General features: G+C 73.8%; 15 protein-coding genes. 12 read left to right on the top strand and 3 right to left on the bottom strand.

Features of this window, described 5'->3' with window-relative positions; genetic code table 11:
• The first annotated feature begins 42 nt into the window (after window positions 1-42).
• From SNOUR_RS16900 to SNOUR_RS16865, 8 genes are all read left to right on the top strand, one after another.
• Window positions 43-855, top strand: a complete 813-nt coding sequence (locus SNOUR_RS16900; RefSeq protein WP_067347883.1) for a TIGR03084 family metal-binding protein — start codon at window positions 43-45, stop codon at window positions 853-855.
• Window positions 852-2,561: an acyclic terpene utilization AtuA family protein gene (locus tag SNOUR_RS16895; RefSeq protein WP_067347881.1), complete on the top strand. Its 1,710-nt coding sequence runs from the start codon at window positions 852-854 to the stop codon at window positions 2,559-2,561. The genes SNOUR_RS16900 and SNOUR_RS16895 overlap by 4 nt, the downstream gene beginning before the upstream one ends.
• A complete protein-coding gene (locus tag SNOUR_RS16890; RefSeq protein WP_067347879.1) occupies window positions 2,558-4,156 on the top strand; it encodes an acyl-CoA carboxylase subunit beta in 1,599 nt (532 codons plus the stop codon). The genes SNOUR_RS16895 and SNOUR_RS16890 overlap by 4 nt, the downstream gene beginning before the upstream one ends.
• Window positions 4,157-4,170: 14 nt before the next feature.
• Window positions 4,171-6,150 carry an ATP-binding protein gene (locus SNOUR_RS16885; RefSeq protein WP_079142728.1) on the top strand — a complete coding sequence of 660 codons (1,980 nt, stop codon included), beginning with the start codon at window positions 4,171-4,173 and terminating at the stop codon, window positions 6,148-6,150.
• 81 nt (window positions 6,151-6,231) lie between these two features.
• A complete protein-coding gene (locus SNOUR_RS16880) occupies window positions 6,232-7,407 on the top strand; it encodes an acyl-CoA dehydrogenase family protein (protein ID WP_174717877.1) in 1,176 nt (391 codons plus the stop codon).
• Window positions 7,408-7,528: 121 nt separating this feature from the next.
• The gene (locus SNOUR_RS16875) at window positions 7,529-9,175 is read left to right on the top strand and encodes a 4-coumarate--CoA ligase family protein (protein WP_067347876.1); all 1,647 of its coding nucleotides are present in this window, start codon (window positions 7,529-7,531) and stop codon (window positions 9,173-9,175) included.
• Window positions 9,172-9,924 carry an enoyl-CoA hydratase family protein gene (locus SNOUR_RS16870; RefSeq protein ID WP_067347873.1) on the top strand — a complete coding sequence of 251 codons (753 nt, stop codon included), beginning with the start codon at window positions 9,172-9,174 and terminating at the stop codon, window positions 9,922-9,924. Before SNOUR_RS16875 ends, SNOUR_RS16870 begins: the two co-directional genes overlap by 4 nt.
• Complete coding sequence (locus SNOUR_RS16865; protein ID WP_067347871.1) at window positions 9,912-10,535, top strand: TetR/AcrR family transcriptional regulator; 624 nt, start codon at window positions 9,912-9,914, stop codon at window positions 10,533-10,535. The genes SNOUR_RS16870 and SNOUR_RS16865 overlap by 13 nt, the downstream gene beginning before the upstream one ends.
• A gap of 595 nt (window positions 10,536-11,130) precedes the next feature.
• Here SNOUR_RS16865 and SNOUR_RS16860 read toward each other — a convergent pair.
• Complete coding sequence (locus tag SNOUR_RS16860) at window positions 11,131-12,234, bottom strand: citrate synthase 2 (RefSeq protein WP_067347869.1); 1,104 nt, start codon at window positions 12,232-12,234, stop codon at window positions 11,131-11,133.
• A 468-nt stretch (window positions 12,235-12,702) separates the two neighbouring features.
• Between SNOUR_RS16860 and pdxH the strand changes: the two genes are divergently transcribed.
• Both pdxH and SNOUR_RS16850 read left to right on the top strand, forming a co-directional pair.
• Entirely contained in the window at window positions 12,703-13,338 is a 636-nt protein-coding gene (gene pdxH, locus SNOUR_RS16855; RefSeq protein ID WP_067358398.1) for a pyridoxamine 5'-phosphate oxidase, read from the top strand.
• Between the two features lie 494 nt (window positions 13,339-13,832).
• Entirely contained in the window at window positions 13,833-15,293 is a 1,461-nt protein-coding gene (locus SNOUR_RS16850; protein ID WP_067347866.1) for a PAS domain-containing protein, read from the top strand.
• 59 nt (window positions 15,294-15,352) lie between these two features.
• On the opposite strand, the gene SNOUR_RS16845 is transcribed toward SNOUR_RS16850, so the two are convergent.
• Window positions 15,353-16,120 carry an SIS domain-containing protein gene (locus tag SNOUR_RS16845; protein WP_067347863.1) on the bottom strand — a complete coding sequence of 256 codons (768 nt, stop codon included), beginning with the start codon at window positions 16,118-16,120 and terminating at the stop codon, window positions 15,353-15,355.
• A 257-nt stretch (window positions 16,121-16,377) separates the two neighbouring features.
• On the opposite strand from SNOUR_RS16845, the gene SNOUR_RS16840 reads away from it, so the two are divergent.
• On the top strand, window positions 16,378-17,070 hold the full coding sequence (locus tag SNOUR_RS16840; protein ID WP_039633666.1) for an iron-dependent transcriptional repressor DtxR: 693 nt from the start codon (window positions 16,378-16,380) through the stop codon (window positions 17,068-17,070).
• Between the two features lie 600 nt (window positions 17,071-17,670).
• Window positions 17,671-18,546 carry an alpha/beta fold hydrolase gene (locus tag SNOUR_RS16835; RefSeq protein WP_067347860.1) on the top strand — a complete coding sequence of 292 codons (876 nt, stop codon included), beginning with the start codon at window positions 17,671-17,673 and terminating at the stop codon, window positions 18,544-18,546.
• Between the two features lie 128 nt (window positions 18,547-18,674).
• Here SNOUR_RS16835 and SNOUR_RS16830 read toward each other — a convergent pair whose 3' ends face one another.
• The gene (locus SNOUR_RS16830; protein ID WP_067347858.1) at window positions 18,675-19,346 is read right to left on the bottom strand and encodes a hypothetical protein; all 672 of its coding nucleotides are present in this window, start codon (window positions 19,344-19,346) and stop codon (window positions 18,675-18,677) included.
• Between the last annotated feature and the right edge of the window lie 232 nt (window positions 19,347-19,578).

Genomic DNA, 19,578 nt, shown 5'->3' with positions numbered 1-19,578 from the left:
GTAAGGGACATGGGCGTCCGGCGTGGATGAGGAGAGCGCGCGATGGCCGATCCGCGGGAGGTTCGGGAGGTTCGGGAGGTCCTGGCGGACCTACGGGCCGAGGGTGAGGAAGTCGACGGACTGGTGGCGGGGCTGCCGGAAGCGGAGTGGGGGCGGGCGACCCCGGCCGCCGGATGGAGCATCGCGCACCAGATCGCACACCTGCTGTGGACGGACGAGCGGGCCGTGCAGTCCGCGGTCGATCCCGAGGGGTTCGGGCGGGAGGTGGCGGCGGCGCTCGCCTCGCCGGAGACGTTCGTGGACGAGGGGGCCGAGCGCGGGGCCCGGCTGGCCCCCGCCGAGCTGCTGGCGCGGTGGCGGGCGAGCCGGGCCGAGCTGCTGGAGGTGCTGGCGGCGCAGTCCCCGGGCGCGAAGCTGCCCTGGTACGGGCCGCCGATGAGTGTGGCGTCGGTGGCCACCGGGCGGCTGATGGAGACCTGGGCGCACGGGCAGGACGTGGCGGACGCGCTGGGGGCGCGGCGGGTGCCGACCGCGCGGCTGCGGCACGTCGCCCGGATCGGGGTGCGGGCCAGGGACTACGCGTACACGGTGCACGGGCTGACGCCGCCGGCGGAGGAGTTCCGGGTCGAGCTGGTCGGGCCCGGGGGCGAGGAGTGGGCGTTCGGGCCGGCGGGGGCCGCGCAGCGGGTGAGCGGGACGGCGTGGGACTTCTGCCTGTTGGTGACGCAGCGGGCGCATCCGGACGATGTCTCCCTGGTGGCGGTGGGGGCGGACGCCGAGCGGTGGTTGGGCATCGCGCAGTCCTTCGCGGGGCCGGCGGGGGCCGGGCGGGCGCCGGGCGAGGTGCGGCGATGACGGCGCGGGGGAGCGCCGCGCCGCTGCGGATCGGGAATGCCTCGGGGTTCTACGGCGACCGGTTCGAGGCCGTGCGGGAGATGCTGACCGGCGGGCCGCTGGACGTGCTGACCGGGGACTACCTCGCCGAGCTGACGATGCTGATCCTGGGGCGGGACCGGCTGAAGGACCCGCGGCTGGGATACGCCAAGACCTTCCTGCGGCAGCTGGAGGAGGGGCTGGGGCTCGCCGTCGAGCACGGCGTGAAGATCGTGACGAATGCGGGCGGGCTCCATCCGGCGGGACTGGCCGATGCGGTACGGGAGTTGAGCGCACGGGTCGGCGTCCCGGTGCGGGTCGCGCACGTCGAGGGCGACGACCTGGTGGGGCGCGGCTGGGGCGAGGGCGTGCTCACCGCCAACGCCTACCTGGGCGGCGCGGGGATCGCGGCGTGCCTGCGGGGCGGGGCGGACGTCGTGGTCACCGGTCGGGTGGCGGACGCGGCGCTGGTCAGCGGGCCGGCCGCGGCGCACTTCGGCTGGGCGGCGGACGACCACGACCGGTTGGCGGGAGCGGTGGTCGCGGGGCACGTGCTGGAGTGCGGGACGCAGGCGACGGGCGGGAACTACGCGTTCTTCGGCGAGTTGGGTGACGTGCGGCGGCCCGGGTTCCCGCTGGCCGAGATCCACTCCGACGGCAGCGCCGTGATCACCAAGCACCCGGGGACCGGGGGCGCGGTCACGACGGGGACGGTGACCGCCCAGCTGCTCTACGAGACGGCGGGGGCGCGCTACCCGGGGCCGGACGTGACGGCGCGGCTGGACACCGTACGGCTGACGGAGGACGGACCGGACCGGGTGCGGATCGAGGGGGTGCGGGGCGAGGCGCCACCGGCGACGTTGAAGGTCGGGCTGACCCGGATGGGCGGCTGGCGCAACGAGGTGGTGTTCGTGCTCACCGGACTGGACATCGAGGCCAAGGCGCGGCTGGTGCGCGGGCAGTTGGAGGAGGCGCTGGAGCGCGCCGGGCGCCGTCCGAGGGAGGTGAGCTGGTCGCTGGCGCGGACCGACCACGGGGACGCCGGGGTGCAGGAGGAGGCGAGTGCGCTGCTGCGGCTGGTGGTGCGCGATCCGGACGCCGAGGCCGTGGGGCGGGCCGTGAGCGGGGCGGCGATCGAGCTGGCGCTGGCCAGTTACCCGGGCTTCCATGTGACGGCGCCGCCGGGCAAGGGCGCCCCGTACGGGGTGTTCGAGGCGGCGTATGCGGCGGCCGAGGACGTGCGGCAGGTGGCGGTGCTGCCGGACGGGGAGCGGGTGCGGATCCCGCCCGCGCCGGGGGCGGCGGGCGAGCCGGCCGCCGTGCCCGCGGAGCTGCCGGAGCCGTTGCCGGCGGGGCCGACCCGGCGGGCGCCCCTGGGGCTCGTCGCCGGGGCCCGCAGCGGCGACAAGGGCGGGTCGGCGAACGTCGGGGTGTGGGTCCGGACGGACCGGGCGTGGCGATGGCTCGCGCACGAGCTGACGGTGTCGAGATTCCGTCAACTCATGCCGGAGACCGAGAAGTTGACGGTGTGTCGAGAGGACCTGCCCAATCTGCGGGCGCTGAACTTCACGGTGGACGGACTGCTCGGCGAGGGCGTCGCCTCGCAGGCCCGGTTCGATCCGCAGGCCAAGGCGCTGGGGGAGTGGCTGCGCTCCCGCCATGTGGAGATACCGGAGGTGTTGCTTTGACCGTCCTGGGGAGCGCGCTGGATCCGTCCGGTGCCGAGTACGCCGAGCGGCGGGCGGCGATGCTGGAGAAGTTGGGGGAGCTGGCCGGCGAGCACGCCAAGGCGCTCGCCGGCGGCGGGGAGAAGTACGTCGCCCGGCACCGTGAGCGGGGCAAGCTGCTGGCCCGGGAGCGGATCGAGCTGCTGCTGGACCCCGATACGCCGTTCCTGGAGCTGTCGCCGCTCGCCGGGTGGGGCAGCGACTACGCGGTGGGGGCCTCGCTGGTCACCGGGATCGGGGTGATCGAGGGCGTGGAGTGCCTGATCACCGCGAACGATCCGACCGTGCGGGGCGGGGCGAGCAATCCGTGGACGCTCAAGAAGGCGCTGCGGGCCAATGAGATCGCGTTCGCCGATCGGCTGCCGGTGGTCAGCCTGGTGGAGTCGGGCGGGGCCGACCTGCCGAGCCAGAAGGAGATCTTCATCCCCGGCGGGGCGCTCTTCAAGGACCTGACGCGACTGTCCGCCGCGGGCATTCCGACGGTGGCGGTGGTCTTCGGGAACTCGACGGCCGGGGGCGCGTACGTCCCCGGGATGTCGGACCACGTGATCATGGTGAAGGAGCGGGCCAAGGTCTTCCTCGGCGGGCCGCCGCTGGTGAAGATGGCGACCGGCGAGGAGAGCGACGACGAGTCGCTGGGCGGGGCCGAGATGCACGCCCGGACCTCGGGGCTCGCGGACTACTTCGCGGTCGACGAACCGGACGCGCTGCGACAGGCGCGCCGGGTGGTGGCCCGGCTCAACTGGCGCAAGGCGCACCCCGATCCGGGCCCGGCCGCGCCGCCGAAGTACGACCAGGAGGAGCTGCTGGGGATCGTTCCGGGCGATCTCAAGGCGCCGTTCGATCCGCGCGAGGTGATCGCCCGGATCGTCGACGGGTCGGACTTCGACGAGTTCAAGCCGCTGTACGGGTCGAGCTTGGCGACGGGGTGGGCGGAGCTGCACGGCTATCCGGTCGGCATCCTCGCCAACGCGCAGGGCGTGCTGTTCAGCGCGGAGAGCCAGAAGGCCGCACAGTTCATCCAGTTGGCCAACCAGCGGGACATCCCGTTGATCTTCCTGCACAACACCACCGGCTACATGGTCGGCAAGGAGTACGAACAGGGCGGCATCATCAAGCACGGCGCGATGATGATCAACGCGGTGTCGAACTCGCGGGTGCCGCACCTCTCGGTGCTGATGGGCGCGTCGTACGGGGCCGGGCACTACGGGATGTGCGGCCGGGCCTACGACCCGCGGTTCCTGTTCGCCTGGCCGAGCGCCAAGTCGGCGGTGATGGGGCCGCAGCAGCTCGCCGGGGTGCTCTCCATCGTGGCGCGGGCCTCCGCCGCCGCGAAGGGGCAGCCGTACGACGCGGCGGGCGACGCGGCGCTGCGCGCCATGGTGGAGCAGCAGATCGAGGCCGAGTCGCTGCCGATGTTCCTGTCCGGGCGGCTGTACGACGACGGCGTCATCGACCCGCGCGACACCCGAACCGTCCTCGGCCTGTGCCTGTCCGCCGTCCACACCGCGCCGGTCGAGGGCGCGCGGGGCGGTTTCGGCGTCTTCCGGATGTGAGGGGTGAGGTTCCTGTGACAACGATCGATTCCGGGGCCGCGACCACGGCCGAGGGCGGGGAGGACTTCGTGGAGATCCGTTCGGTGCTCGTCGCCAACCGCGGCGAGATCGCCCGCCGCATCTTCCGCACCTGCCGCGAACTGGGCGTCGCCACCGTGGCGGTGTACTCCGACGCGGACGCCGAGGCCGCGCACGTACGGGAGGCGGACGTCGCGGTCCGGCTGCCCGGCGAGGCGCCCGCGCAGACCTATCTGCGCGGCGAGCTGATCGTGAAGGCGGCGCTGGCGGCCGGGGCGGACGCGGTCCACCCGGGGTACGGGTTCCTCTCCGAGAGCGGCGCGTTCGCCGCCGCGGTGGCGAACGCGGGACTGGTGTGGATCGGGCCGCCGCCGGCCGCCATCGCGGCGATGGCCTCCAAGACCCGCGCCAAGGAGCTGATGGCGGCGGCCGGGGTGCCGCTGCTGGCGCCGGTCGATCCGGCCGCGGCCACCGCAGGGGACCTTCCGCTGCTGGTGAAGGCGGCGGCCGGCGGGGGCGGGCGCGGCATGCGCGTCGTCCGCGAACTGACGTCGCTGGACGGCGAGTTGGCGTCGGCCCGGGCCGAGGCGATCGCCGCGTTCGGGGACGGCGAGGTGTTCGTCGAGCCGTACGTCGAGGGCGGGCGGCACGTCGAGGTGCAGGTCCTCGCCGACGCCCACGGCAACGTCTGGACGCTCGGCACCCGCGACTGCTCCCTCCAGCGGCGCCACCAGAAGGTCATCGAGGAGGCCCCGGCGCCCGGCCTGCCCGAGGCGCTCCGGGACACCCTGCACCGGGCCGCCGCGCAGGCCGCGCGGGCCATCGACTACCGGGGCGCGGGCACCGTCGAGTTCCTGGTGTCTCCCGCCGCCCCCGGCGAGGGGGCCGCCGCCTCCGGCCGGGCGTACTTCCTGGAGATGAACACCCGCCTCCAGGTGGAGCACCCGGTCACCGAGGAGATCTACCGGATCGACCTGGTGGCCCTGCAGATCGCCGTCGCCGAGGGCCGGCCGCTGCCGGCCGCGCTGCCCGCGCCGCACGGCCATGCCGTCGAGGCCCGGCTCTACGCGGAGGACCCCGCGGCCGACTGGCAGCCGCAGACCGGCACCGTGCACCGGATCGCCGTACCGGACGGCGTCCGGCTGGACTCCGGCGTGACCGACGGCGACACCGTCAGCGTCCACTACGACCCGATGCTGGCCAAGGTGATCGCCTGGGCGCCCACCCGCGCCGAGGCCGTGCGCAAGCTGGCCGGCGCCCTGGAACGGGCCCGCGTCCACGGCCCGGTCACCAACCGCGAGCTGCTGGTCCGCTCGCTGCGGCATCCGGAGTTCGCCGCCGCCACCGGGCTGGACACCGGGTTCTACGACCGCAACCTCGGCGCCCTGACCGCGGCGGAGGCCACCGGGGACGGGCTGTGCGCGCTGGCCGCCGCGCTCGCCGACGCCCACGGCCGCTCCCGCTTCGGGGGCTTCCGCAACGTCCCCGCCGGCCCGCAGGTCAAGAGCTTCGCCCGCGCGGGCACCACGCACGAGGTGCGCTACCGGCTCGGGCGCGAGGGACTGGACGCCGCGGACTTCCCCGGCGTCCGACTGGTCGCCCTGGCCGCGGACGAGGTGGTGCTGGACGTCGACGGGCTGCGGCGGACGTTCGCGGTCGCCCGCTACGGCGACCAGGTCCACGTCGACTCGCCCCTGGGCGCCCGCACCCTCACCGCGCTGCCCCGTTTTCCCGACCCCGCCGCCCGTACGGAGCCCGGTTCGCTGCTCGCCCCGATGCCCGGCACGGTCGTCCGGATCGCGGACGGGCTGGCCGAGGGCGACCGTGTCGAGGCCGGCCAGCCGCTGCTGTGGCTGGAGGCCATGAAGATGGAGCACAAGATCACCGCACCGGCGGCCGGCACCCTGACCGCTCTCCCCGCCCGCACGGGCCAGCAGGTCGAGGTGGGCACCCTGCTCGCCGTCGTCGCCGACTGACGCCCGGGCGCACCCGGCGCACCCGGCGCACCCGCCCCACCCGTTACCCGCAGGCACTCACTCACCGCCCCAGGAGCCGTCATGAGCAACGCCCTGAGCAACCCCGTGATCGAGTCCGAGGAACACCGCGCCCTGCGCGCCGCCGTCGCCGCCCTCGCCAAGCGCTACGGCCGGGAGTACTTCGCCACCGTCGTCGCCGAGGGCCGGCACACCGACGAGCTGTGGCAGGAGGCCGCCAAGGCCGGCTACCTCGGCGTGAACCTGCCCGAGGAGTACGGCGGCGGAGGCGCCGGCATCACCGAACTCTCCCTGGTCCTGGAGGAGTTGGGGGCAGCCGGCTGCCCGCTGCTGATGCTGGTGGTCTCGCCGGCGATCTGCGGCACGGTCATCGCCCGCTTCGGCACCGAGGAGCAGAAGCGCACCTGGCTGCCCGGACTGGCCGACGGCAGCCGCAAGATGGCCTTCGGCATCACCGAGCCGGACGCCGGATCCAACTCGCACCGCATCACCACCACCGCCCGCAAGGACGGCGGAGACTGGGTCCTCAACGGGCGGAAGATCTTCGTCTCCGGTGTGGACATCGCCGACGCGACACTGATCGTCGGCCGCACCGAGGACGCCCGCACCGGGAAGCTCAAGCCCTGCCTGTTCATCGTCCCGCGCGAGACCCCCGGCTTCGGCCGCAGCCCGGTCCCGATGGAACTGGCCGCGCCGGAGAAGCAGTTCGAGCTGACCCTGGACGACGTGCGGCTGCCCGCCGACGCCCTGGTGGGCGAAGAAGACGCCGGACTGCTCCAACTGTTCGCCGGCCTCAACCCGGAACGCATCATGACCGCCGCGTTCGCCCTCGGCATGGGCCGCTACGCGCTGGCCAGGGCCGTGGACTACGCCCGCACCCGGCAGGTCTGGAAGGAGCCGATCGGCGCCCACCAGGCCCTCGCCCACCCGCTCGCCCAGTGCCACATCGAACTGGAACTGGCCGCGCTGATGATGCGGAAGGCGGCGCTGCTCTACGACGCGGGCGACGACATGGCCGCCGGCGAGGCCGCCAACATGGCCAAGTACGCGGCGGCCGAGGCTGCGGTGCACACCGTCGACCAGGCCGTGCACACCCTGGGCGGCAACGGCCTCACCCGGGAATACGGGCTGGCGTCCCTGGTCACCGCCGCCCGGGTGGCGCGGATCGCCCCGGTCAGCCGGGAGATGATCCTCAACTTCGTCTCGCACCAGTCCCTGGGGCTGCCCAAGTCGTACTGAGGAAACGGGCGGTGCGCCGGGCCCGGCTCCCACCGGCCCGGCGTACCACGGCCCGGAACACGGGAAGGAAGGTCCACGGCGGCCCGCCGCCGCACCCACCGCCGCACCAGGGAAGGACCCCATGGCGTCCCCGACGTCCCACGACTCCCACGACTCCCACGTCTTCCGCAGCGCGTACCCCGACGTCGCCCCCGTGGAGCTGCCGATCCACGAGGCCGTCCTCGGGCGGGCGGCCGAGCACGGCGCGCGCCCCGCCCTCGTCGACGCCCTCACCGGCACCACGCTCGACTACGCCCGCCTCGACCACCTCAGCCGCCGCCTGGCCGCCGCCCTGGCCGCCTCCGGGCTCCGCAAGGGCGACGTGCTGGCCCTGCACAGCCCCAACTCGGTCCTCTTCCCGGTGGTGTTCTACGCCGCGTCGCGCTGCGGGGCGGCGGTCACCACCGTCCACCCGCTCGCCACCGAGGCCGAGTTCGCCCGCCAGCTGGCCGACTCCCGGGCGTCCCGGATCGTCACCGTGGCGGCACTGCTGGACACCGCTCGGGCCGCCGCCCGACGGGCCGGCGGCATCACCGAGATCCTCCTGTGCGACCGCGCCGACGGCCACCGCTCCGTCCTCGACCTGACCGCCGAGGACCACCCCGACCCCGCCCCGGAGATCGACCCGGCGACCGACCTGGCCGCGCTCCCGTATTCCTCCGGCACCACCGGCGCCCCCAAGGGCGTGATGCTCACCCACCGCAACATCGCCACCAACCTCGCCCAACTGGCCCCGCTGATGGCCAACGGCCCCGGCGACCGCATCCTGGCCGTGCTCCCCTTCTTCCACATCTACGGGCTCACCGCCCTGATGAACGCCCCGCTGCGCAACGGCGCCACCGTCGTCGTCCTGCCCCGCTTCGACCTCCGCCAGTTCCTCACCGCCGTCGAGCGGCACCGCATCACCGAGATCTACACCGCACCCCCGATCGTGCTGGCACTCGCCAAACACCCGATGGTCGAGGAGTTCGACCTGTCCTCCCTCCGCCGCGTGCTGTGCGCCGCCGCGCCGCTGGACGCCGGCCTGGCCGCCGCCTGCGCCCGACGGCTCGGCCTGCCCGCCGTCCTCCAGGCATACGGGATGACCGAACTCTCCCCGGCCACCCATGTGGTGCCGCCCGACACCGCCGGCCCCGCGACGACGGCGCCACGCGCCGCAGGCCCTCCCCCGGGAGCGGTCGGCACCCTGCTGCCCAGTACGGAACTGCGGATCGTCTCCCTGGAGACGGGGCGGGACCTGGGACCGGGGGAGACCGGCGAGATCCTCATCCGGGGCCCGCAGGTGATGCGCGGCTACCTGGGACGCCCCGCCGAGACCGACGCGATGATCGACCCCGACGGCTGGCTGCACACCGGCGACATCGGGCGGACCGACGCCGCCGGCTGGCTCCATGTCGTCGACCGCGTCAAGGAGTTGATCAAATACAAGGGCTACCAGGTCGCCCCCGCCGACCTGGAGGCGCTGCTGCTCGCCCACGAGGCCGTCGCGGACGCGGCCGTCATCGGTGTCACCGACGACGACGGCAACGAGATCCCCAAGGCGTTCGTGGTCCGCCGGCAGGGGGCCGCGCTCACCGCGGACGAGGTCATCGCCTACGTTGCAGAACGAGTTGCCCCGTACAAGAAGGTGCGCCGCGTGGAATTCCTGGACAGCGTCCCGCGCGCCACCACCGGAAAGATCCTCCGGCGCGAACTCCGCGCCAGGGAAAGGAGTTCGACGGTCCGATGACGTACGTGGAGCGCGCCCACGAGCGCGGAATCACCACCCTCACCCTCAACTCCCCCCACAACCGCAACGCCCTCTCCACCCGCCTGGTCGCCGAACTGCACCAGGCCCTCGCGGACGCCGCCGCCGACGACGCCGTCCGGGCCGTGCTGCTCGCCCACACCGGCGGCACGTTCTGCGCCGGCGCGGACCTCTCCGAGGCCACCACCGGCGACGCCAAGGACGGCCCCCTGGAGCTCACCCGACTGCTGCGCGCCCTCGTGGAACTGCCCAAGCCGGTGGTCGCCCGGGTGACCGGCCACGTCCGCGCCGGCGGGCTCGGACTGCTCGGCGCCTGCGACCTCTCCGTCGCCGGCCCGCAGACCACCTTCGCGTTCACCGAGGCGCGGCTCGGCCTCGCCCCCGCCGTGATCTCGATGCCGCTGCTGCCCCGTATGGACGCCCGCGCCGCCGCCCGCTACTACCTCACCGGCGAGAAGTTCGGCCCCACCGAGGCGGCCCGGATCGGCCTGGTCACCCTCGCCGCCGACGACGTCGACGCGGGCCTGGCGCCCCTGTTGGACGGCCTGCGCAAGGGCTCCCCGCAGGGCCTGGCCGAGTCCAAGAAACTCGTCACGGCGCACGTCCTGGCCGCCTTCGACCGGGACACCGACGCGCTCGCCGCCCGGTCCGCCCGGCTCTTCGGCTCCGCCGAGGCCCGCGAGGGCATGACCGCCTTCCTGGAGCGACGGGACCCGGCATGGGTGCGCTGACCCCGGCCCGCGGCGCCAAGGAGCCCCAGCAGGAGCGCAGCCGCGCCACCCGGCTCAAGCTGCTGGAGGCCGCCGTCGCCTGCCTCGCCGAACGCGGCTGGACCGGCAGCACGGTCGCCGTCGTCGCCGAACGGGCGGGCGTCTCCCGCGGCGCCGCCCAGCACCACTTCCGCACCCGCGAGGACCTGTTCACCGCCGCCGTCGAGCACGTCGCGGAGAAGCGCCAGGGCGCGCTCAAGGCCCTGGCGCACGACCTCCCGCCGGCCGGCTCCATCGCCCGCACCTGGATGATCGTCGAGGAGGTGGTCGGCCTCTACACGGGCCCGCTGTTCCGGGCCGCGCTCCACCTGTGGGTGGCCGCCTCCGACGAGGAACAACTCCGCGACCGGGTCACCGCCCTGGAGGCCCGAGTGGGCCGCGAGGCGCACCGCACGACGGTGGCGCTGCTCGCCGCCGACGAGTCCGTCCCCGGCGTCCGGGAGACCGTCCAGGGCCTCCTGGACATGGCCCGCGGCCTCGGCCTCGCGAACCTGCTGACGGACGACTCGGCACGGCGGGACCGGGTCGTGGCCCAATGGGCCAAGAACATCGACGCGGTGCTGTCCGCCTGACGGCGGGGTGGTGCGGTGTCCGCCGTGCCCGCCTGACGGCGGGGTGGTGCGGTGTCCGCTGCGCGGGGCGGTTCCGCTGCGCGGGGCTGGTCGGGTGCGGTGCCGGGTCTGTGGGGTGGGGGATGTGCGGACTGCTGCGCTTTACGTCCGCACATCCCCCACCCCACAGACCCGTCCCCTCCCGTTGATGGGTGGATTCCGGACCGTAGGGGTGCGCCTTGGTGGGTCCCTGCCGGTGGTGCGTTGGTGGAGTGTGCTGACGGCCGTCACCGGACCACTCACGTCGGCCCCCACTCACCGTCTTCATGACCCTCAACGGGAGGTGACGGGCCGGAGGGGGTGGTGTGCAGGACGTAAAGCGCAGCAGTCCTGCACACCACCCCCTCCGGCCCGTCACCGCACCCAACAGCCCCGCGCAGCGGAACCGCCCCGCGCAGCGGAACCGCCCCGCGCAGCGGAACCGCCCCGCGCAGCGGCTCGGCCCCGCGCAGCGGAACAACATCCGCCGTCAGGCGGCCCGGCGCCGCAGGCGCAAAAGCGAGCAACCCCCACGGCGGGACCGCCGACAACGTGGGAAGCCAGCCAAGCGCAGCGCTCAGCGTTGGGCGATGTCCTCATAGCCCGCGATCGACTGCGGGCTCCGCGCCGCCGGGCCCACGTATCGGGCGGACGGGCGGACCAGGCGTCCCGTCCGCTTCTGCTCCAGGACGTGGGCGCTCCAGCCCGCCGTGCGGGCGCAGGTGAACATGGAGGTGAACATGTGCGCCGGGACCTCCGCGAAGTCCAGGACGATGGCCGCCCAGAACTCCACGTTGGTGGCCAGCACCCGGTCGGGGCGGCGGTTGTGCAACTCCTCCAGGGCGGCCTTCTCCAGGGCCTCGGCGACTTCGAAGCGCGGGGCGCCCAGTTCCTTGGCGGTCCGTCGCAGCACCCGCGCCCGCGGGTCCTCGGCGCGGTAGACGCGGTGGCCGAAGCCCATCAGCCGCTCGCCGCGGTCCAGCGCCTGTCGGACGTAGGCGCCGGCGTCACCGGTCCGCTCGATCTCCTCGATCATGCCGAGGACGCGGGAGGGCGCGCCGCCGTGCAGCGGGCCGGACATGGCGCCGACGGCGCCGGACAGCGCCGCCGCCACGTCCGCGCCTGTCGAGGCGATGACCCGGGCGGTGAAGGTCGAGGCGTTCATGCCGTGCTCGGCGGCCGAGGTCCAGTAGGCGTCGACGGCCTTGACGTGCTTGGGGTCGGGCTCCCCGCGCCAGCGCTTCATGAAGCGCTCCACGACGGTCTCCGCCTTGTCGATCTCCTTCTGCGGCACCATCGGCAGGCCCTGGCCGCGCGCCGACTGGGCGACGTAGGACAGCGCCATCACGGCGGCCCGGGCGAGGTTGTCGCGGGCGGTCTGCTCGTCGATGTCGAGCAGTGGTTTCAGGCCCCATACGGGCGCCAACATGGCGAGCGCGGACTGTACATCGACCCGGATGTCACCCGAGTGCACCGGGATCGGGAAGGGCTCGGCGGGCGGCAGCCCCGGCTTGAACGCCCCGTCGACCAGCAGCCCCCAGACGTTCTCGAAGGACACGTGCCCGACGAGGTCCTCGATGTCCACCCCGCGGTAGCGGAGCGCGCCGCCCTCCTTATCGGGTTCGGCGATCTCCGTCTCGAACGCGACGACTCCCTCAAGCCCGGGAACGAAGTCGGACATCAGGCGGCTCCTCAAGATGGGGACGGCAACCGGTGACCGGCTGCCGTGCGGTCGAGTCAGGTGCGGTGCCGGTGCGGCTACGCGGCTGCGCCGGGCAGCTCGCGGTCCGTACCGGTCACCCCGGTGATGCCCCGCCGGGGCAGGGGCCACGCGACGGTTCCGCCCGCGGGAGGTCGGTCCACGGACGCGGGCCGCCACGCATGCTGCCCGCGGCGGCCTGAAGACGGACACGATAACTCCCGGTGTCCGAGGGCCACAGTGGGCCGGGCCATGATTTTGGCGGGTTCATCAGCAGCGGGGAAGCGTGACATCCGGCACACTGGGCGATTTGCCGACGGGAGGGTTACGCCCGGGCGACGAGGGGCAGACTTCCAGCCCACCGGGCTGTCTGGCGCGGGGCGGATGCTGCAAGATGAGGCCGTGCATCCCGCCGACATGCCCTCCGCCGAAACCCCCGACCCCTCGTCCATGCGTGCGCACTACCGCGCCGAGGGAATCGCCGAGTCCGACCTCGCCGCGAGCCCCTACGACCAGTTCGGACGCTGGTTCAAGGACGCGGCGGTGGCCGGCCTGCACGAGCCGAACGCCATGGTCGTCTCGACGGCGGACGCCGCCGGCCGGCCCAGCTCAAGAACCGTGCTGCTCAAGGCATTCGACGAGCGCGGCTTCGTCTTCTTCACCAACTACACCAGCCGCAAGGGCCGCGAACTGGCCGAGAACCCGCACGTCTCCCTGCTGTTCCCCTGGCACCCGCTGGCCCGCCAGGTCATCGTGATCGGGACCGCCGAGCGCATCGGCCGGGACGAGACCGCCGCCTACTTCCGCACCCGCCCGCACGGCTCCCAACTGGGTGCCTGGGCCAGCGAGCAGTCCGCGCCGATCGCCTCCCGCGACGAACTGGAGCGTGCCTATGAGGAGTTGGCGGCCCGCTACCCGGAGGGCGAGCAGGTGCCGGCGCCCCCGCACTGGGGCGGCTACCGCGTCACCCCCGAGACGGTCGAGTTCTGGCAGGGCCGTCTGAACCGCCTCCACGACCGACTGCGGTACGTCCGCGAGGGCGATCCCGAGGCGGGCCAGTGGCGGGTGGAGCGCCTCGCGCCCTAGGGGCGCTGGTGCGGTCGGCGCCGGCCGCACACGCAGACGACCCGCGGGCTGTTTCCTCCGCGCTCGGTGGCGCGAAGGGCCGGTCGGACGAACCGGCAGCCCGCGGGTCGGGTGACTGCTGTGGGATTGGGCCGGCTGCGCATCTGCAGTATGCGCGGATCCGGCGCTGCACTTCGGTGGAGCGTCGGGCGCTAGCCCGCAGCCACCTCACGCGTCCGGTGCGAAATCATCTGCCGAACCACCTCCCTTCTCGTGTACCCCACACGTTAGGAACCCGCCCGGCGCCGCACAACCGGTTTTTTCCGGGGGCGGAACTTACCGGGCGGCGATTTCCGCGAATGGGGTGTGTCCCACGTCACGTTCCAGTTGAATGACCCCACGTGGAGCACGTGCGGCCGCGTTCGTAAGGGGTGCCAGTGACTGCCTCGTCAGCTTCTTCGGCCTCGTCGGCCTCGTCGTCGAGGCGGCCTGCCTCCGGCGGCTCGCCCGGCCCGGTGGACGGGCCCGGACAGGCGGCCTCCGGGCCCCCGCGGACCGGCGTGGACACCGAGCCCGACCGACCTCCGGACGCCGACGACTCCGGGCTGCTCGCCGCCCTCCTGGACGGCATGGACGCCGCCCTGATGGCCTTCGCCGCCGACGGCACGGTCACGCACTGGAACCACGAGGCCGCCCGCATCCTCGGCTGGACGCCACAGGAGGCGGTCGGCCGCCCCGGTCTGACGGGCTGGGCGGTCCGCGCGGAGGACGCCGAGGGCGTGCAGTCCGCGCTGGCCGCCGCGATGCGCGCCCCGGGCCGTCAGGTGCACGACTTCGCCCTGCTGGCCAAGGACGGCCACCGCGTCCTGGTCCGCACCCAGTCCTCCGCGGTGCACGCCGCCGACGGGCGGGTCGCCGGGGTCTACTGCGCCTTCAGCGAGTCGCACACCCAGCTCGACCTGGAACGGGCCGTGGCGCTGAGCGAGGCGCTCTTCGAGGACGCCACCTGGGGCGTGGTGCTGATCGACGCCGACCTGCGGCCCGCGGTCGTCAACGGACACGCCGCCCGCGCCTTCGGCAGGGGCCGTACCGCGCTGTTGGGCCGCCCGCTGGGCGATGTCCTGGCGCAGGGCGTCGAGGAGCTGGAGAACGCCTTCCAGCACGTCCTGGCCGAGGGCGCGCCGCCGGCGATCGCGGAGCTGTGGGTGACGCTGCGGGACGGCGAGTGCGAACTCCCGCGCCGGTGCTGGCGCAGCGGCTTCGTCCGACTGGCCTCGCCGCTGGCCGAGGAACCCGTCCCGCTCGGCGTGGCCTGGCTCTTCCAGGACGTCACCGAACTCAAGCGCACCGAGCAGGACGGCTCCCTGCTGCGCTTCCGGGCCCATCAACTGCACCGCGCGGGCCGGGCCGCCGCCGAGTGCCCGGACCCGGCCGAGGCCGCCGCGGTCCACCTCGACTTCGCGCTGGCGGGCTTCGCCGACCACGCCCTGGTCGATCTGGCCCGCACCCCGGCCCCGGCCCCGTACGGCGCGGTGGACGCGGACGCCGCATGGGACGCGGACCCGCCCGCCCCGGACGGCGGTCCGGGCGCCCCGGCCCGGGCGCCCCGACTGGTGCGGGCGCTGGCCTCCCCGGCGGGCGCGCCCGGCCCCTCGGAGGCCGTCCCGGCGGCCGGCATCCCGGTGGCCTACGTGGCGGGCCACCCGGCGCTCCAGGCGTACGCGCGGCGCGGCTCGGTGCGGGCCAGCGCCGGTCAGGACCCGGCCGAGGGCTGGGCGGCGGCCCGCAACTGGCCGGACGGCACGGTGCACGGGCTGTGCGTGGTGCTCCGCAGTCGGGGCCGCACCCTCGGGGTCGCCACCTTCCTGCGGATGCCCGCCCGCCGCCCCTTCGACCGCGCGGACGCCGACTACGCCGAGGAGGTCGCCGCCCGCATCGCCGCCGCGCTGGACCTCGCGGGGGCGGCGGGGGCGTGAGCGGGCCGGGGAGCGTCGGCGGGCGGGCGTTCGGCTGTCCGGTGCCCGGACGGTGCCCCTCAGTGCCGGTAGAAGATCCGGTCCGCGTACTCCCGCATCACCCGGCCGTTCCACTCGTGCCCGCCGTCCACGTTGCCCGAGCGCAGCAGCGGCGGCTGCACCCCGCGCTCGGCCAGCGTGCCGGCCGCGGTCGCCACCACGGCCTGCATGATCGCGCTGGTGACGACCGTCGAGGCGGGGGCGAACGGCGCCTCGATGCCGGGCAGCGTCAGCTCCGCGTCGCCGACCGGGATCCGGCTGTCCAGCACGATGTCGCAGTGGTCCTTGAGGTATGTGCCCGAGGAGTGCCGGGACTTGGTGGCGCCCGCGTAGGCCACCGACGTCAGGCCGATGACCCTGATGCCCAGGGCCCGCGCGTTGATCGCCATCTCGACCGGCAGCGCGTTCCGCCCGGAGAGCGAGATGATCACCAGCACGTCGCCGCGCTCCAGCGGGCTGGTGTCCAGCACCGCCCCGGCCAGTCCGTCGACCCGCTCCAGCGCGCTGCCCAGCGTCGCCGGCCGGACGTCCACCCCGACGACCCCGGGGACGGAGAGCAGGTTCATGATCGCCAGGCCGCCGGCGCGGTACACGGTGTCCTGGGCCGGCAGCGAGGAGTGCCCGGCCCCGAAGGAGAAGACCCGGCCGCCCGCCGCCACGGTGTCCGCGATCAGCCGGCCGGCCGCGGTGATCCGGTCCCCCTCCGTGTCGCGGACCTGCCGCAGCAGGTCGATCGCGGCGTCGAAGTACCGCCCGGCCAGCCCCTCGCTCCGGTCGCTCTCAGCCATGGCCGCGGGCTCCTCTCGTCGCGTCTGGATGGGATCCGTGGCGGGACGGAGCCGGTTTGTCGGCGTCCTGTCGCCGCCTCGTGGATCAGTGGCCCGGATCACGTTGCGGTCTGGACCAGTGCGCTGTCAATACGCCGGGCAATGCACCCGTTGAACCCGTCGCGGAACGTCCGCAGCGTGGACGAGGACGCACCCTTGTCAGTGGGATGCGTCAGAATTGAGTCCAGGGCCACCGCACGACATATCGAGGGGCACGCATGTCCGGACTGATCGACACCACGGAGATGTATCTCCGCACCATCCTCGAACTGGAAGAGGAGGGTGTGGTCCCCATGCGCGCCCGCATCGCGGAGCGGCTGGAACAGAGCGGCCCGACGGTCAGCCAGACCGTGGCCCGCATGGAGCGAGACGGCCTGCTGACGGTGGCGGGCGACCGGCACCTGGAGCTGACGGAGGAGGGCCGCCGGCTGGCGACGCGGGTGATGCGCAAGCACCGCCTCGCCGAGTGCCTGCTGGTCGACGTCATCGGGCTGGAGTGGGAGCAGGTGCACGCCGAGGCGTGCCGCTGGGAGCACGTGATGAGCGAGGCGGTCGAGCGCCGCGTCGTGGAACTGCTGCGCCACCCCACCGAGTCCCCGTACGGCAACCCCATCCCGGGCCTGGAGGAGCTGGGCGAGAAGGCCGAGGCCGACCCGTTCCTGGACGCCGGCATGGTGAGCCTGATGGATCTGGACGCGGGCTCCGACGGCAAGACGGCCGTGGTGCGCCGGATCGGCGAGCCCATCCAGGCCGACGCCCAGCTGATGTACACGCTGCGGCGGGCCGGGGTGCAGCCGGGCGCGGTGGTCAGCGTGACGGAGTCCCCGGGCGGGGTGCTGGTCGGCAGCAGCGGCGAGGCCGCCGAGCTGGACGCCGAAATCGCCAACCACGTCTTCGTCGCCAAGCGCTGAGCCCGCGCCGCCGCGCACCGGGCCCGTCGGGGCCACGGGCCCGTCGGGGCCACGGGCCCGAGCGGCATGGGCCCGAGCGGCATGGGCCTCCGGCACATTCACTCTCTCCTCCCACAGCGCCCCATGAGCCCGCTGACCTGCGCCGACGCGGAGGGCGGCGGGCTCGTCAACTCCCGGTGCGATGAACGGTCTTGTGCGAATCCGTGCGGATCGGCCGCTCTCGTGTCACTCTGGCGCTGACGCATGGCCATGCGTCGTCACTCCCGCGTGATGCGCTGACGGCCGAGGGGGCTCGGATGCGTCCACTGAGTCCGGTCGAGGACGGTCAGGGCCCCGGCGCTGCGAGCTGCCGGGGCCCTGCCTCCCCATGTCCCCCCACCGCGACCCGGAGCCCCGAGCTCTCAGGGTCGTTCCCCACGGGCCCCCTTCCCGGTAGGGCCCGCCTCCCGGCAGATGTCTCCCCGTGGTGGGCGTGGCCAATCCCGCAGCATGGTCACTCGAAAGTGGGGTGTTGGGCGCGACAGCGGCCTGTTCGAATATGCATTCGATAATGTGGGGCGTACGGGGCTGACCAGGGGACGATTGGGGGTGCCAGGGCACATGGTGCGGCGTATCGATGTGACGGGGTCCGGCGGCGTGCGGCTCGCGGCCTGGGAATTCACCGACCCGCCCAAGAGCGGCGGCGGGCTGGAGGGGGACGGGCGGCGGCCGGGTGTGCTGCTGCTCCACGGCCTGATGGGGCGGGCCTCCCACTGGGCGGACACCGCGCGCCGGCTGAGCGCGGCGCACCGCGCGGTCGCCCTCGACCAGCGCGGCCACGGCCGCAGCGACAAGCCCGTCGAGGGGCCGCTCGACCGCGCCGCCTATGTCGAGGACGCCATCGCCGCCATCGAGCAGCTGGAGCTGGCCCCGGCCGCCCTGGTCGGCCACGCCATGGGCGCCCTGACGGCCTGGCAGGTCGCGGCCCGGCGCCCGGATCTGGTCCGGGCCCTGGTGATCTGCGATATGCGCGCCTCGGCGCTGGGGGCGGCCTCGCAGCGCGAGTGGGCGGAGTGGTTCCGCTCCTGGCCGGTGCCGTTCGCCACGCTCGCGGACGTCCGCAAGTGGTTCGGCGAGGACGACCCGACGCTGGAGCGCCCCCGGCCGGCCCGCGGGGAGTTCTTCGCCGAGGTGATGGCCGAGCGTGCCGACGGCTGGCGTCCGGTCTTCTCCCGCCGTCAGATGCTCAGCGCCCGCGAGACCTGGGTGCACGACGCCCACTGGGAAGAGCTCGCCCAGGTCGCCTGCCCCACCCTCGTCGTCCGGGGCCTCGACGCCGAGCTGGGCCGCGCCGAGGCCCAGGAGATGGTCCGGGTGCTGTCGCGCGGCGAGTACGCCGAGATCCCCGAGGCCGGCCATCTGCTGCCCTGGGAGCAGCCCGACGCCTGGTGCCGGGTCATCGAGCCGTTCCTCGGCGCGCTGACACCCCAGCCCTGACCGCCCCGGACGGGTGCGGCGGGGCCCCGGCCGTCGATGCGGCCGTACGCGCGCCGATGGCTCAATCGCCGCCCCTCGCGAAGATATTGACGTGAAGTCAGGTGCTGTCGACGAGGGGCGGGCCGCCGTCAGCCGGCGCCGTCGAACTTCCAGATGAACGGCCGGGCGGCGCCCTCCTCGCCCCAGTGGACCTCCAGGGACGTGGAGTGCTCGGGAATCATGTACGTCTGGCAGATGACGTGGCTCTCGCCGACCTGCCAGTTGTCGATGTCGATCGGGTCCTCGCAGCCGGGAAGGCCCTCCGGGGCGCCGATGAGCAGCCCGCCGCGCTGCCCGTCCGCGTAGATCTCGGTGCCGTTGTCCACCTTCGGCAGACCCTTGACGATGCCGGGGCCCTTGTTGGTGAACTTCACATAGGCGGTCACGGCGACCAGGCCCTTGGCGTCCTCCGGGCTCTGGACCACTTTCCTCGCCTCGGCCTCGGTGCCGACGTGAACCTTCTGCGCGACGACCTCGTAGGTGGTTTTCCCGGACTCTTCCTTGTACTGCCCGGTGCCGCTCCGGCCGGGTCGCAGTACGCCGCCGGACGACTCGGGCGACTGGGCCGACTTCTCGTCGGCCGCCGCCACGGTGTCCGCGGAGTTCTTCCCGTCGTCCATCCCGGAACCGGAACCGGAACCGGAAGCGGAACCGGGAGCGGAGCTCGGCGTGTCCTTGTTCCCGCCGCAGGCGGTCAGTGTCAGTGCCAGTACGGCAACCGGTGCGGCGGCGCGCAGCCAGGCGCTCCTCGTGTGCAGCACAACGCTCTCCAGGTCCTTGCTTCCCCCGTTGCACAGCACCGTTGCCCAGTGCGTGCGAACGACTGTGAGAGCGGAGCATAGGAGTGTGATTTCCGCCGTGTCGAAACGTGGAATGCGGGTGCTCGTCGCTTTCCATTCAGCCGACACGGGAGCGTCCCGGCTCTTTCGCCGCAATTCCTGCATAACGGCCCGAGGGTTCGGCGCCACCCTCGCCCAATTGAAGGCGAATTCA

This window comes from Streptomyces noursei ATCC 11455 (assembly GCF_001704275.1).
Taxonomy (GTDB): domain Bacteria; phylum Actinomycetota; class Actinomycetes; order Streptomycetales; family Streptomycetaceae; genus Streptomyces; species Streptomyces noursei.
This window is presented reverse-complemented; position numbering and strand designations above follow the sequence as displayed.

Coding starts and splice junctions, on each gene's coding strand:
- SNOUR_RS16900 (WP_067347883.1), top strand. CDS start 43: ATGGCCGATCCGCGGGAGGTTCGGGAGGTTCGGGAGGTCCTGGCGGAC.
- SNOUR_RS16895 (WP_067347881.1), top strand. CDS start 852: ATGACGGCGCGGGGGAGCGCCGCGCCGCTGCGGATCGGGAATGCCTCG.
- SNOUR_RS16880 (WP_174717877.1), top strand. CDS start 6,232: ATGAGCAACGCCCTGAGCAACCCCGTGATCGAGTCCGAGGAACACCGC.
- SNOUR_RS16875 (WP_067347876.1), top strand. CDS start 7,529: ATGGCGTCCCCGACGTCCCACGACTCCCACGACTCCCACGTCTTCCGC.
- SNOUR_RS16870 (WP_067347873.1), top strand. CDS start 9,172: ATGACGTACGTGGAGCGCGCCCACGAGCGCGGAATCACCACCCTCACC.
- SNOUR_RS16865 (WP_067347871.1), top strand. CDS start 9,912: ATGGGTGCGCTGACCCCGGCCCGCGGCGCCAAGGAGCCCCAGCAGGAG.
- SNOUR_RS16860 (WP_067347869.1), bottom strand. CDS start 12,234: ATGTCCGACTTCGTTCCCGGGCTTGAGGGAGTCGTCGCGTTCGAGACG.
- pdxH (WP_067358398.1), top strand. CDS start 12,703: ATGCGTGCGCACTACCGCGCCGAGGGAATCGCCGAGTCCGACCTCGCC.
- SNOUR_RS16845 (WP_067347863.1), bottom strand. CDS start 16,120: ATGGCTGAGAGCGACCGGAGCGAGGGGCTGGCCGGGCGGTACTTCGAC.
- SNOUR_RS16840 (WP_039633666.1), top strand. CDS start 16,378: ATGTCCGGACTGATCGACACCACGGAGATGTATCTCCGCACCATCCTC.
- SNOUR_RS16835 (WP_067347860.1), top strand. CDS start 17,671: ATGGTGCGGCGTATCGATGTGACGGGGTCCGGCGGCGTGCGGCTCGCG.